The 12,404-nt window shown below is 75.6% G+C and carries 11 protein-coding genes; 6 read left to right on the forward strand and 5 right to left on the reverse strand.

Features of this window, described 5'->3' with window-relative positions; all coding sequences use genetic code 11:
* Nucleotides 1-19: 19 nt before the first annotated feature.
* Nucleotides 20-712, forward strand: coding sequence for a TetR/AcrR family transcriptional regulator (locus ACIF6L_RS14960; protein ID WP_396487237.1), 693 nt, complete (start codon nt 20-22; stop codon nt 710-712).
* Between the two features lie 133 nt (nt 713-845).
* Here ACIF6L_RS14960 and ACIF6L_RS14965 read toward each other — a convergent pair whose 3' ends face one another.
* The 3 genes from ACIF6L_RS14965 to ACIF6L_RS14975 all read right to left on the reverse strand — a co-directional run bounded on the left by ACIF6L_RS14965 (nt 846) and on the right by ACIF6L_RS14975 (nt 3,906).
* Nucleotides 846-1,733, reverse strand: a complete 888-nt coding sequence (locus tag ACIF6L_RS14965) for a hypothetical protein (RefSeq protein ID WP_396487238.1) — start codon at nt 1,731-1,733, stop codon at nt 846-848.
* Nucleotides 1,734-1,829: 96 nt separating this feature from the next.
* Nucleotides 1,830-2,399 carry a hypothetical protein gene (locus ACIF6L_RS14970; protein ID WP_396487240.1) on the reverse strand — a complete coding sequence of 190 codons (570 nt, stop codon included), beginning with the start codon at nt 2,397-2,399 and terminating at the stop codon, nt 1,830-1,832.
* Nucleotides 2,400-2,514: 115 nt separating this feature from the next.
* Nucleotides 2,515-3,906: a histidine-type phosphatase gene (locus ACIF6L_RS14975; RefSeq protein ID WP_396487242.1), complete on the reverse strand. Its 1,392-nt coding sequence runs from the start codon at nt 3,904-3,906 to the stop codon at nt 2,515-2,517.
* A gap of 271 nt (nt 3,907-4,177) precedes the next feature.
* Between ACIF6L_RS14975 and ACIF6L_RS14980 the strand changes: the two genes are divergently transcribed.
* Nucleotides 4,178-4,804, forward strand: a complete 627-nt coding sequence (locus ACIF6L_RS14980) for a DedA family protein (RefSeq protein WP_329491535.1) — start codon at nt 4,178-4,180, stop codon at nt 4,802-4,804.
* Between the two features lie 48 nt (nt 4,805-4,852).
* Here ACIF6L_RS14980 and ACIF6L_RS14985 read toward each other — a convergent pair whose 3' ends face one another.
* A complete protein-coding gene (locus tag ACIF6L_RS14985) occupies nt 4,853-5,575 on the reverse strand; it encodes a ribonuclease H (RefSeq protein ID WP_396487244.1) in 723 nt (240 codons plus the stop codon).
* 400 nt (nt 5,576-5,975) lie between these two features.
* Between ACIF6L_RS14985 and ACIF6L_RS14990 the strand changes: the two genes are divergently transcribed.
* Nucleotides 5,976-7,706, forward strand: a complete 1,731-nt coding sequence (locus tag ACIF6L_RS14990) for an amidohydrolase (RefSeq protein ID WP_396487246.1) — start codon at nt 5,976-5,978, stop codon at nt 7,704-7,706.
* Between the two features lie 12 nt (nt 7,707-7,718).
* On the opposite strand, the gene ACIF6L_RS14995 is transcribed toward ACIF6L_RS14990, so the two are convergent.
* Nucleotides 7,719-8,189: a MarR family winged helix-turn-helix transcriptional regulator gene (locus tag ACIF6L_RS14995; protein ID WP_396487248.1), complete on the reverse strand. Its 471-nt coding sequence runs from the start codon at nt 8,187-8,189 to the stop codon at nt 7,719-7,721.
* A gap of 540 nt (nt 8,190-8,729) precedes the next feature.
* Between ACIF6L_RS14995 and dhbA the strand changes: the two genes are divergently transcribed.
* The 3 genes from dhbA to ACIF6L_RS15010 all read left to right on the forward strand — a co-directional run bounded on the left by dhbA (nt 8,730) and on the right by ACIF6L_RS15010 (nt 12,400).
* Nucleotides 8,730-9,545 carry a 2,3-dihydro-2,3-dihydroxybenzoate dehydrogenase gene (gene dhbA, locus ACIF6L_RS15000; RefSeq protein WP_396487249.1) on the forward strand — a complete coding sequence of 272 codons (816 nt, stop codon included), beginning with the start codon at nt 8,730-8,732 and terminating at the stop codon, nt 9,543-9,545.
* 81 nt (nt 9,546-9,626) lie between these two features.
* Nucleotides 9,627-10,811, forward strand: coding sequence for an isochorismate synthase (locus tag ACIF6L_RS15005; protein ID WP_396487251.1), 1,185 nt, complete (start codon nt 9,627-9,629; stop codon nt 10,809-10,811).
* Nucleotides 10,808-12,400 carry a (2,3-dihydroxybenzoyl)adenylate synthase gene (locus ACIF6L_RS15010; protein WP_396487253.1) on the forward strand — a complete coding sequence of 531 codons (1,593 nt, stop codon included), beginning with the start codon at nt 10,808-10,810 and terminating at the stop codon, nt 12,398-12,400. The genes ACIF6L_RS15005 and ACIF6L_RS15010 overlap by 4 nt, the downstream gene beginning before the upstream one ends.
* Nucleotides 12,401-12,404 lie beyond the last annotated feature (4 nt).

Below are 12,404 nucleotides of genomic sequence, written 5' to 3' on the forward strand. Positions count from 1 at the left end.
GATCGTTAGGCTCGGCGGCGTGACGTCACGCTCCCCCGCCCCTCGTAGCCGCCGCGAGCGGCCCGCCAAGCCCGCGCTCACCTACGAGGGCATCGTGGACACGGCCGTCCGGATCATGCGGGCCGAAGGCCTTCCACGCGTCACCATGCGCCGGCTCGCCCAGGAGCTCGACACCGGCCCGGCGTCGCTGTACGTCTACCTGGCCAACACCGCCGAGCTCCACGCAGCGATCCTGGAGGAGCTGCTGGGCGCCGTCGACCTCGGGCCGCTGAGCGCGCCGGGCGACTGGCGCGAGCGCCTCGCCGCCGTCCTCGGCTCGTACACGCACGTCCTCTTCCAGCACCCCAGCCTGGCGCACTCGGCCCTGCTGGCCCGCCCCTCGGGGTCGAACTACCTCGCGCTCGTCGAGGCCGTCCTCGCCCTGCTGCACGAAGGGGACGTCCCCGACGGCCAGGCCGCCTGGGGCGTCGACGTCCTGCTCCTGGCGGCCACCGCGATCGCCGCCGAGCAGGCCGGCCGCGACCAGGACGCCCGCGCCGAGGCGGAGCAGGGCGCGCTGGCCGACGCGCTCCGGGCGACCACCGCGGCCGACCACCCGCGCATCACCGCGCTCGGCGCGGACCTCCTCTCCGGCACGCCCGAGCAGCGGCTGGCCTGGATCCTGCGCACCGTCATCAACGGCACCCTGGTCACACCCCGGCCGCAGGCCTGATCCCCGGCCGGGCGGCGTCCACGGCCGAGGGCGTCGGCGGCGCCGGTGCCCGCCCGGGGCGAAGCCGCCGCCGTCCGCCGTGCCCAGGGCTCAAGGGGGCTGACGGCGCGTCGGTGGCGGGAGGGCGGACCGGTCAGTGGCGGCCGACGTCGCGGGTGAGTTCCAGCCCCAGCACCCGGTCCAGGGCGGCGAAGGTCTCGAAGCGGGCCCCGTCCGCGAGCCCCGGGGCCACCCCGACGCGGTGCAGCAGGGCCAGCACCGCAGGGGTGTCGAGGTCCCCCGTGAACGCGGCCGCGGCCTCCCGCCGGATCTCGTCCGGCACGGGCTTCGAGGGCCCCCAGGCCCAGTCGGCGACCTGCCGCCGCCAGTCCCGCAGCGTGCCCGCCGCCTCGGCCAGCTCACGCGGACCCGCCACGACCGGCTCGCCGTACGGGCGGGCGAGCAGGGCCAGCCGCAGCGCGGAGGCGTCGACGGCGCCGGAGCCGAGACCGGCCGCCAGCTCGCCGCCCCGGTCCGGCCCGGCGGGACCGACCTCGAGCCAGACGCCCGCCGCGCCCGCCCGCTCGGCGTCCGCCGCCAGGACCTGGACGTCCGGCGGGCCGCCCAGCGGACCGTCCGGATCACCGGAGGCGACGACGGCGACCGGCGGGTGGACACCGACAGCGGCGGCGGCGCGCCCGAAGTCGGCGGCGGCGCCCTCCGCCACGGCGAGGACCCGCACCACCTGGAGGCCCTCGATCTCGGCGACCCTCTGCAGGACGTCACCGACCAGCGCGGCCCGCAGGTCCCCCGCCCCGATCCGGCCGCCGGCACAGCCCAGCCGGACACCGACCCGCAGCAGCATCCGCCGCCCGGGCGGGATCCCGGTGCTGCGCCCGGTACGGGCGTCGGCCACGCTCAGCGCGGGTCGCCGGGTGCCCGGCCCCTCCCGCGCGACCTCCTCCAGGCGCAGCGCCGGGCCGTCGCCGGACCCCACCGCGCCGCTCACCGCGCCCGTAGGGATGCCCTGTTCGTCCGCCACTCGGCCACACCTCCTCGGCGTGGCCATCCTCCTCCCCCGGCCCCGGCGCCGCCACCGGCCGTACCGGGCGCCGGCGGAGGACCCGCCCGGACGGTGTCAGCCGGCCACGGGCCGGGCCTGCGCGCCGAAGGCCCGCTCGGCGGCGGTCATCACCCAGTGCGGGAACTGCTCCAGCGGGATCGCCGGCGAGGCGGGGAATCCCGGGCGGATCGACGCCTCGGGGAAGAACGCGACCCGGCACCGCCGGCACAGCCACCCGGCCTGCCACACCCGGGCGTGCGGTTGCCGGTGCGCCTCCTCCTCGGGCGACCCGGAGCCGGGCCGGCGGCGGGAGCGCGCGACGAGCTCCACGATCGCGGCGGCCCCCAGCAGGATCAGCGGGAGGATGAACGGACCGGCCAGGTAGCCCGCCCGGTAGGCCGCGTCGTACCCGGAGAGGTCCTCCCGGTCGCGGACCAGCGAGAGGATCCCGACCACGGCGAAGATCGCCGCCAGGGCGGACAGCGCGATCGCGCCGCCGCTCAGCTCCCGGGCCGGCTTCGGCTCGGGCGGCGGGGCGAGCAGCGCGCGAACCGGCTCCTCAAGCGGCTCCGTGGTGTCCGCGAGGGCCCGCGACACCGGGACGGACCGGTCGGACGCCTCGCACTGCGGGCAGGTGGCACTCATCCGGCGGGTCACTCCTGAGGGGCTGTGGGGAATCGGTGAACGCGTAGTACAGCACACGGGGCTGACCCTCCGTGCCACCGGGACCGCGGCCACCGGCCGCCCGGTGCCCCGTCCGCTACGCGGTCCGGCCGAAGCAGCGCTCCAGCTCGTCCAGGTCGTAGAAGTAGCTGCCCTTCGAGACCGGCGCGCAGCCCGGCCGGAAGGCGGTCTGCTGCTCGTTGTAGAGCATCCGGACCAGGTAGTCGTCGCCCTTGCGGAAGAGGTCCCACTGGATGTTCGCGCCCATCGGGGCCACCGTCGCGCCGCGCCAGGCGTTGCTCGCGTAGGTGTACGGGGACGCCTCGGTGACCTGGGTCGTGCTGCCGGGCAGCCGCATCAGCGCGGCGAGCGGGATGATCTCCTCGGCATGGGTGAAGCGCAGCTCGGCGGCCGGACCGCCGGTGCCCGCTTGGCGGTTCTCGGCCTTGCGGAACAGGTCGTCGAGGAGCACTCCGGCCATCTTGTAGGTGATGTCCTGACCGGCGAAGCCCGGGCCCTTGGTGTAGTACTCCTCGGCGTTGTCGAGGTAGCCGAACCAGGCGGCCTCCTCGGAGCCGATGTAGCGGCCCAGGTGCCAGTCGCCCTCGTCGGTGAGGTCGGCGGTGACGCTGTACAGGTGGAAGACGGCCTGGGCCGCGTCGACCTCGTTCCCGGCGAAGGGGTAGCCGCCGGCCGCGAGGCGGTCGACGAACGGCCCGGTGAAGATCCGCTCCAGCACCTTCCGGGCCGCCCGGTGGCTGCGCGGCTGGTCCCGGACCGCCGCGAGGGTGGCCGCCAGCCGCGGGTCCTTCTTGACGTAGTCGGTGTAGTCCTTGTTCACGGCGGACTTGTGGAAGTAGAGCAGGTCGGTGTCGGTCCGGGCCGGGTCGACGGCCTTCGCCAGCGCCGGCTCGCCCGCCAGCAGGCCCTTGGTGAACTCGGTGCCCGAGTCGACCGCCCGGGGCTGGCCGGAGCTGACCACGTCGATCCGGTCCGGGCCCGCCGGGTTGTCGGCCCCGGCGGCGATCCGCCGGAAGAGGCCGGGGAGCCGCTGCTCCATCCGCTCGGCCGTGTCCTGGAGCGCCCGCCGGCCCTGCCCGGTCAGCGCCCCGTAGCCCACCTTCGCGTTGGCGTCCAGCAGCGCCCGCACGTCCGGGCCGAAGCCCTTGCCCACCCGGGTCAGCGCACCCTCGTCGGCGGCCTGCTGCCAGAGCTTCACCAGGAGGTCGCCGTCCTCGCTGTCGCTGAGCGCGCGGGCGCCGTGCCGGGAGACGGTCTGGGTGAAGACCGCGGTGTAGCCGTCCGGTGCCTGCTGCAGGCTCCGGACGCTCTGCAGCGGCCGGTAGGGCGCCTTGGTAGTGGCGCCGGCCGGCGTACCGAAGGCCGGGCCCGCCGCCGGGCCGCCGTGCGCCTGGGCGGGGACGGCCACGGCCAGGGACAGCAGCGCGGAAGCGGCCAGCGCCACGGTGGAGGTGAGGGTGCGTCGCATGGGGGGGTCCAGGGGTCGCTCGGGAACGGGAGAGCCGGGCCGATCCCACTCGATCCGCGTGACCTCCGGGCGTCCCGCGCGTGTCGGCCCGGTGCACAGGCGGGCAACTCACCCTCGCCGGCGGCGGCCGGACGGCGGGCCCCGCCGGGCCGCGCACCGCTTGCTGTGGCGGGTGGCGCGGGCGCGCGAGTACGGTTCACCACGTGCCCAGTTCTCCCGCAGGACGACACCCGGACCGTCGGACGGCCGCGGCCGGGACCGGGTGAGCGGCGTGCCGCTGGCCGTCGACCCGACGAGCGGGGACTCCCTGCTCGCCGCCTTCGGCGCGCTGGCCGTGCTGGTGGTGGTGTTCGCCGAGTCGGGACTGCTGGTGGTGGGGTTCTTCCTCCCCGGTGACACCCTGCTGCTGCCCGCCGGGGTGCTCTGCGCCGCCGGCAGCCGCTCCGGGCCCCACCTGTCGCTCTGGCAGGTGATGCTCTGCGCCGCGGTGGGGGCGGTGGCCGGGGCCCAGGTGGGCTTCCTGCTCGGGCGCCACGGCGGCCGGCCGGCGCTGGCCCGCAGCCGTAGCGGGCGGCTGAAGTCGGCGGCGGCCCGGGGGGAGGCGCTGCTGCGCCGCTACGGGTACCGGAAGGCGATCGTCCTGGGCCGCTTCGTGCCGCTGGTCCGAACGGTGCTCAGTCCGCTGGCGGGCATGCTGGACGTGCCCACCCGGACCTTCACCGTGTGGCAGATCGTCGGCGGTGTGCTCTGGTCGCAGAGCCTGGTGCTGCTGGGGTACTGGCTGGGCGCCGCCGTCCCAGGGATCGAGAGCTACCTGTGGCTGCTGGTGGGCGGCGTCGTGGTGCTCTCGCTGCTACCGCTGCTGCTGAACTCCCGCAAGGGGTCGGACCGGGGCTGACCGCCCGGCCGGCGGTCCACCCGGGCAGGCCGGGCGGACCGGGACGGCTCAGGTGGAGCGGGTGCCGGCCTCGGCGGCCTGGGCGCAGTCGGGGTGGCCCCAGCCGTCCGGGTTCTTGGCGATCGGGTCGCCGACGGCGTACGGACGGCCGCAGCGGCAGGAGCCGGAGAACTTGGCCTTGGTCCGGCCCCCGGCGGACTTGGCGCCCGCCCGGCCGCCGGTCCGCTTGGCGGCCGGGGCCCCGGCCTGCCGGGACCCGGCCGACGGTGCGGCGTCCGCGCGGGGGGCGGGCAGCGGCGCGTCGACGGAGGTGCCGCTCGCCGGCTGCTGGGCCACCGCCGCGTCGCTCGCCGCCCGGTCGGCGACGGCGTTCAGCGGATCGCCGTCGACCTGGTGCGCGGGGACGTAGACGAACTCGACGTCGCGCCCGGCCAGCAGCGCGTCGATCGCCACGATCAGGTCCTTGTTGGCGACCGGTGTCCCGGCGGCGGTCTTCCAGCCCTTCCGGCGCCAGCCGGGCAGCCACTGGGTGACCGCCTTCATCGCGTACTGGGAGTCCATCCGGACCTCCAGCGGCACTCCCGGCCGGACCGCGCCCAGCAGCTCCTTCAGCGCGGTCAGTTCGGCGACGTTGTTGGTCGCGCGGCCGAGCGGCCCGGCCTCCCAGCGCTGCGGCCGGCCGTCGGCGTCGGCGATGACCCAGGCCCAGGCGGCCGGACCGGGGTTGCCCTTCGAAGCGCCGTCACAAGCGCCGATGATGCGTTCTGCCATGCGGCGATCATGCCAGTGCGCCGCGGGTCCGCGCACATGCCGGGCGCCCGGCACTCCGGGCGGCCCGGGCAGCGGACGGCCACCGACCGGGCGGCCCGTGGCTCAGGACTCGACGGTGCGGGCCTCCCGTCCACGCCGGTCCCGGGTTCCTGACAAGAGCGCCGCCGGGCGGGCGGGTCGGCACCCGGGCTTCCCCGTGCCGAAGGGCCCGGCAGACCGCGTGGTCGGCCCGGACCGCGAGGTGCGCGATCGGGCCGTTCCCCGCCCGGCACGGGGCGATCGTGCCGGGGTCGAGCGGCTCGCCGCAGGGGCGCGGGGCGCGGTCCGGTGGAGGGTTGACGAACAATCACGTGGGGTAGTGGCCCGGTCACCATTCGCATCCCACCCAAGGGGCAGCAGCATGGCCGAGCAGGCCGACCTCATCTTCCACGGCGGCGACATCGTGACCGTCGCCGAAGGGCCGGCGCCGGAGGCCGTCGCGGTCAAGGACGGGCTCATCGTCTTCGTCGGCGGCCTCGACGAAGCGGTCGACGGCTGGCGGGGGCCTCGGACGCGGCTGCGCGACCTCGCGGGACGGGCGCTGCTGCCGGGGTTCGTCGACGCGCACGGGCACCTCGGCGGGATCGGGCTGCAGGCGACCATCGCCGACCTGCTGGCCGCGCCCGACGGGGACGTCGCCGGCCTCGCCACGCTGAAGGAGAAGCTGCGGGCCTGGGCGGAGGGCCCGGTGGGCCGGGACTCCGACTGGATCATCGGCTTCGGCTACGACGACGCGATGCTCGCCGAGGGCGTCCACCCGACCCGTGACGACCTCGACGAAGTCTCCACCAGCCGCCCGGTGCTGGCCATCCACCAGTCCTTCCACCTGGGCGCGGTGAACAGCCTGGGCCTGGAACGGCTGGGGTACGGCGCCGCCACGCCGGACCCGGAGGGCGGGGTCATCCGCCGCCGGGAGCTCGCGGTACCGCCCTCCTACGGCGAGCCCGACGGGGTGCTGGAGGAGAAGGCCTTCAATCCCGCCTCGGAGCTGGCGATGGCGGGCCTGCCCGAGGCCGCGCTGCTGGCCCTGTTCATCGAGGGCGCGGAGTCGGCGGCGCGGTTCGGCTTCACCACCGTGCAGGAGGGCGGTACCAGCCCGGCCAACCTCAAGGCGCTGCGGGACACCGCCGCCGCCGTGCCGTTCAAGATCGACGTGGTCGCCTACGTCAAGGCCGACCTGCTCGCCGACGCCCCGGAGGACGACCCGGTCGGCGCGAGCCGGGAGTACGTCGACGGGGTGCGCGCGGCCGGTGTGAAGCTGGTCCTGGACGGCTCGCCGCAGGGCCGCACCGCCTGGCTCACCGAGCCGTACCTGACCCCGCCGGCCGGACTGCCCGACGACTACCGCGGCTACCCCGCGATCGAGGACGACAGCACCGTCCTGAAGCAGGTCGGCACCGCCTACGCCCGGGGCTGGCAGGTCCTCGCCCACGTCAACGGGGACGCCGCGATCGACCAGTTCCTCAGGGCGGTCGAGGGCGCCACCGAGCTGACCGGCCCCGCCGACCGGCGGACGGTGGCGATCCACGCGCAGACCGCCCGCCGGGACCAGGTCCGGGAGTTCGCCCGGCTGGGCGTCATCCCGTCCTTCTTCTCCATGCACACCTACTACTGGGGCGACTGGTACCGGGGCACCGTCCTCGGGGAGGAGCGGGCCGCGACCATCTCGCCGGCCCGCTGGGCGCTGGACGAGGGCCTCGCCTACACCTCGCACCACGACGCCCCGGTGGCGCTGCCCAACTCGATCGCCATCCTGTCCAGCCAGGTGACCCGGCGCAGCCGGACCGAGGGCGTGGTGGTCGGCCCCGAGCAGTGCGTCGACGCCCTGGACGCCGTGCGCGCGATCACCGTCAACGCGGCCCGCCAGTACTTCGAGGAGGACCGCAAGGGCACCATCGAGGTCGGCAAGCTCGCGGACCTGGTGATCCTCAGCGCCAGCCCGCTGGCCGTCGACCCCGAGGAGATCAAGGACATCACCGTCGTCGAGACCATCAAGGCCGGCCGCACCGTCCACCCCGCGCCCGCCGGGGCGCTCCGCGCCACCGCGCTTCCCGACACGCCCCGGGCGCCCGAGTGGGGGTGCAGCTGCTGACGGGCCGGCACCTCACCGGCCGTGCCCGCGGACCGGCCGAGGTTCGGGCCGGGGCGCGGGCCGGGGTGCGGGCCGGTCGGGCCCGGCCTCGGCCTGCCCCAGGTGGCCGTTCAGCCGGTTCAGCATGTCGAACAGCCGGAGGCGCTCCTCGCCGGAGAGCGGGGCGAGGACTTCGTCGTCGGCGGCGGCCAGGTCCGAGTTGATCCCGGCCGCCGCCGACCGGCCCGGCGCGGTGAGGTCGACGTGCACCCGCCGGCGGTCGGCCGAGGAGCGGGTGCACGTGACGTACCCGGCGACGACCAGCTCGTCGACCACCTTGATCACGTCACTGGAGCCGATCTCCAGCCGGGCGGCCAGCTCGCCCTTGGAGTGGCTGCCCTCCTCCTCCAGCGCGCAGAGCACCATCACGTGCCAGAGCCGGAGCCCGCGGCGCTCCGCCTGGGTCGCGAGGCGTCGACGGGCGGCCTGGCCGGTGCGGGACATGAGAAAGCTGCTCAGTGTCAGCAGCCCTGGTGCGGAGGGATTCATCCGGTCAACCAATCTTCACCGGGACACGGGCCCGGGCGGGAGCCGTTGCACATGCGGGGCTAGCCGCCGCCGGCCGGGAGGTCGGCCACGGCCGGCGGGTCGTGGGACCCGCCGCCGGGGAGCAGCCGATCGGCGTGCGCGCGTCCGCACGGGGGCGCGGGAAGGGCTCGGCCACCCCGGCAGGCCCGTGACCCGGGATCGATCGACATAAGGTTAGCCTTGCCTCACTTATGAAGTCACGTCAAGGATTCCTCGGCGATCGAAGGAGTGTTGGGGGAATCCGGGACAGCGAGCCCGGCGGGGGCTTCAGGGCGAGCCGCGCACCACGACCTGCGCAGGGCGCGCCGGGCGAGGCGTCCCGAGCCGCACCCCGGCACCGCTCGCATTCCGGGGCACACCCACCCTGGTCGCCCCCGGGAAACATGGTTAGGCTAGCCTTACCGAACTGTTGTGCTCAGCCCATTCGACCGACCTGCCCGCTCCCGGAGATCTCTCATGCCGACTTCCCCCGTGGACGTCCCCGCTCCGCCCGCCACCGACACGGGAGTCCGGGCCTCGGCCGGCCCCGACCGCACCGCGGAGTTCGACGGGCGCGTCGCGCTCGTCACCGGCGCGGCCCAGGGCATCGGCGCCGCGGTCGCCCGACTGCTCACCGAGCGCGGGGCCCACGTCGTGGCCACCGACCGGCGGGCCGACGGCCCCGGGCTCGGCCTGCTGGACGTCACCGACGCCGACGCCGTCGAGGCCGAGGTCGAGCGCGTGGAGCGCACGGTCGGCCCGATCGACATCCTGGTCAACGTCGCCGGGATCCTGCGCCCGGCCCTCGCCGTGGAGACCACCGACGAGGACTGGGCGGCCACCTTCGCCGTCAACACCACGGGGGTGTTCCACACCTGCCGGGCGGTCGGACGCCGGATGGCCGAGCGCGGCGCCGGCAGCATCGTCACCGTCGGCTCCAACGCCGCCGGGGTGCCGCGCACCACGATGGCCGCCTACGCCGCCTCCAAGGCCGCCACCGCGATGTTCGTCCGCTGCCTCGGCCTGGAGCTCGCCCGGTCGGGCGTCCGCTGCAACCTGGTCTCCCCCGGCTCGACCGACACCGAGATGCAGCGCTCCCTGTGGCGCGACGACGCCGCCGAACAGCGCGTCATCGACGGCGACCCGGCCAGCTACCGGGTCGGGATACCCCTCGGCCGGATCGCCGACCCCGAGGACATCGCCGAGGCCGTGGTGTTCCTGGCCGGCGACCGGGCCCGGCACATCACCATGCAGGACCTCTACGTCGACGGCGGCGCCACCCTGCGCGCCTGAGCCGTCCTCTCCCCCGCACTCGATCCACCGGTCGGACGATCCACCGGGCAGAGCCGATCCCGCCTTTCCGAACGGAGCAGCATGACCACAGTGAACGAGACCGGCGGCACCACCGCGGACCACCGCGTCGGCGGTGCCCTGCTGGCCGCCTACCGCCCGGGGCCAGACCGGGCGTTCTTCGCCGGTCCGAGACGGACGCTGCTCGCCACGGGCAGCCGGGCGGCCGTCCCAGATCCCGCCGAGGCCACCCGCCTGCTGCGGGAGGCGCGCACCCCGGAGCGGCCCGACCCGCTCGTGGTCGGCGCCGTCCCCTTCGCCCCCGGCCGCCCGGCCGCGCTCTTCATACCCGACCGGACCCAGTGGGCCCAGCCGGTCCACGACGACCCGCTGCTGCGGCTCGCGCCCGGCGACCGCACCGGCCCGGTCTGGACCAGCCGTGCCGTCCCGGCCCCCGAGGGCTACCGGGACGCCGTCGCCGACGCCGTCCGGATCCTCGCCGCGGACGGCGAACTCAGCAAGGTCGTCCTCGCCCGGACCCTGGAGCTGTCCACCCCCGGCGGCGCCGACCTCCCGGCCATGCTCCGCCGGCTGATCCACCGTGACCCGCACGGCTACACCTTCGCCGTCCCCGGCCAGGGCAGCGCGACCCTGGTCGGCGCCAGCCCCGAGCTGCTGGTCTCCCGGCGCGGCACCGCCGTCACCTCCAACCCGCTGGCCGGCTCGGCCGCGCGCAGCGACGACCCGGTCGAGGACCGGCGGCGCGCCGCCACCCTGCTGGAGTCCCCGAAGGACCTCGCGGAGCACGCCTTCGTGGTGGACGCCGTCCGGCGCGCGCTCGAACCCCACTGCTACGACCTGGTCGTGCCCGAACGGCCGTCGGTGATCCGCACCGCCGCGATGTGGCACCTGTCCACGGTCGTCACCGGCACCCTGCGCGACCCCGCCACCAGCGCGCTCGACCTCGCGCTCGACCTGCACCCCACGCCGGCGGTCTGCGGGACGCCGACCGACCGGGCCCGCGCGCTGATCGGTACGCTGGAGCCCTTCGACCGCGGATTCTACACCGGGGTGGTCGGCTGGGGGGACGCCGACGGCGACGGCGAATGGGTCGTCACACTCCGCTGCGCGGAGGCCGACGGGGACGGCCTGCGGCTGTTCGCCGGCGCCGGCGTCGTCTCGGGCTCCGTGCCGGAGCACGAACTCGCTGAGACCAGCGCGAAGTTCCGCACCTTTCTCCACGCCGCCGGACTGGGAGACGACAAGTGACCGACTGGCCCGAGGAGTACGTCCGCCGCTACCGGGCGGCCGGCTACTGGACCGACGAACTGCTCGACGAGATGGTCCGCCGGCACGCCGCCGAGCGGCCGGGGCAGATCGCGGTCGTCGACGGGGAGCGTCGGTGGAGCTACGCCGAACTCGACCGGCGGGCCGACCGGATGGCCACCGGGCTGCTGGCCCGGGGCATCCGCCGGGGCGAGCGGATCGTCCTCCAGCTCCCCAACGTGGCCGAGTTCTACGAGGTGTTCATCGGCGCGCTGCGCGCCGGGGTGGTGCCGGTGATGGCGCTGCCCGCCCACCGGCACGCCGAGATCTCCTACTTCTGCGAGTTCGCCGGGGCCCGCGCGCTGATCGTGGCCGACCGGCACGCCGGCTTCGACTACCGGGAGATGGCCGGCCGGGTCACCGCGGCGGTGCCCGCCCTCGCCGAGGTCTTCGTGGCCGGCGACCCGGGGCCCTACACCTCGCTGGACGACCTGCGCGCCGACGAGCCCGCCCCGGTCCAGGACCCTCCCGCCGCCACCGACCTGGCCTTCCTCCAGCTCTCCGGCGGCAGCACCGGTCTGCCCAAGCTGATCCCCCGCTACCACTTCGACTACCTGTACAGCGTCCGCGAGTCCGCCGCGATCTGCGAGCTGAGCGCGGAGACCGTCTACCTCTGCGCGCTGCCCGCCGCGCACAACTTCCCGCTCAGCTCCCCCGGCAGCCTCGGCGTCTTCCACGCCGGCGGCCGGGTGGTCCTCGCCCCCGAGCCCAGCCCGGCCACCGCGCTGGCGCTGATCGAGAGCGAGCGGGTCACGCTGACCGGCGTCGTCCCGCCGCTCGCCCTCGCCTGGGCCAACGCGGCGCCCGGCGCCGGCCGGGACCTCTCCAGTCTGCGCCTGCTCCAGGTGGGCGGGGCCAAGCTCAGCGAGGAGGCCGCCCGCCGGCTCGGTCCCGCGCTCGGCTGCGCCCTCCAGCAGGTCTTCGGCATGGCCGAGGGCCTGGTGAACTACACCCGGCCCGAGGACCCGCAGGACACCGTGCTGACCACCCAGGGCCGTCCGATCTCCCCCGACGACGAGGTGCGGGTGGTCGACGACGAGGACCGCGACCTGCCCGACGGCGCCACCGGCCACCTGCTCACCCGCGGCCCGTACACCATCCGCGGCTACTGGAACGCGCCCGGGCACAACGCCACCGCCTTCACCGGGGACGGCTTCTACCGCACCGGCGACCTGGTCCGCCGGACCGCCACCGGCCACCTGGTGGTCGAGGGCCGGGCCAAGGACCAGATCAACCGGGGCGGCGAGAAGGTCGCCGCCGAGGAGGTCGAGAACGTGCTGCTCGCCCACCCGGCCGTCCACGACGTGTCCGTGGTCGCCGTGCCCGACGAGCACCTCGGCGAACGCAGCCGGGCCTACGTGATCCTGCGCCCCGAGGCGCCCCGCCCGCGCGTCGTCGAGCTGAAGGCCTTCGTGCGCGCCCGCGGCCTGGCCGACTACAAGGTGCCCGACCTGGTCGAGTTCGTGACCGAGTTCCCGCAGACCGGCATCGGCAAGGTCAGCAAGAAGGACCTCCGCACCACCACCTCCTGACGCT

The sequence above is a fragment of the Kitasatospora sp. NPDC086009 genome (assembly GCF_044540385.1).
Lineage (GTDB): Bacteria > Actinomycetota > Actinomycetes > Streptomycetales > Streptomycetaceae > Kitasatospora.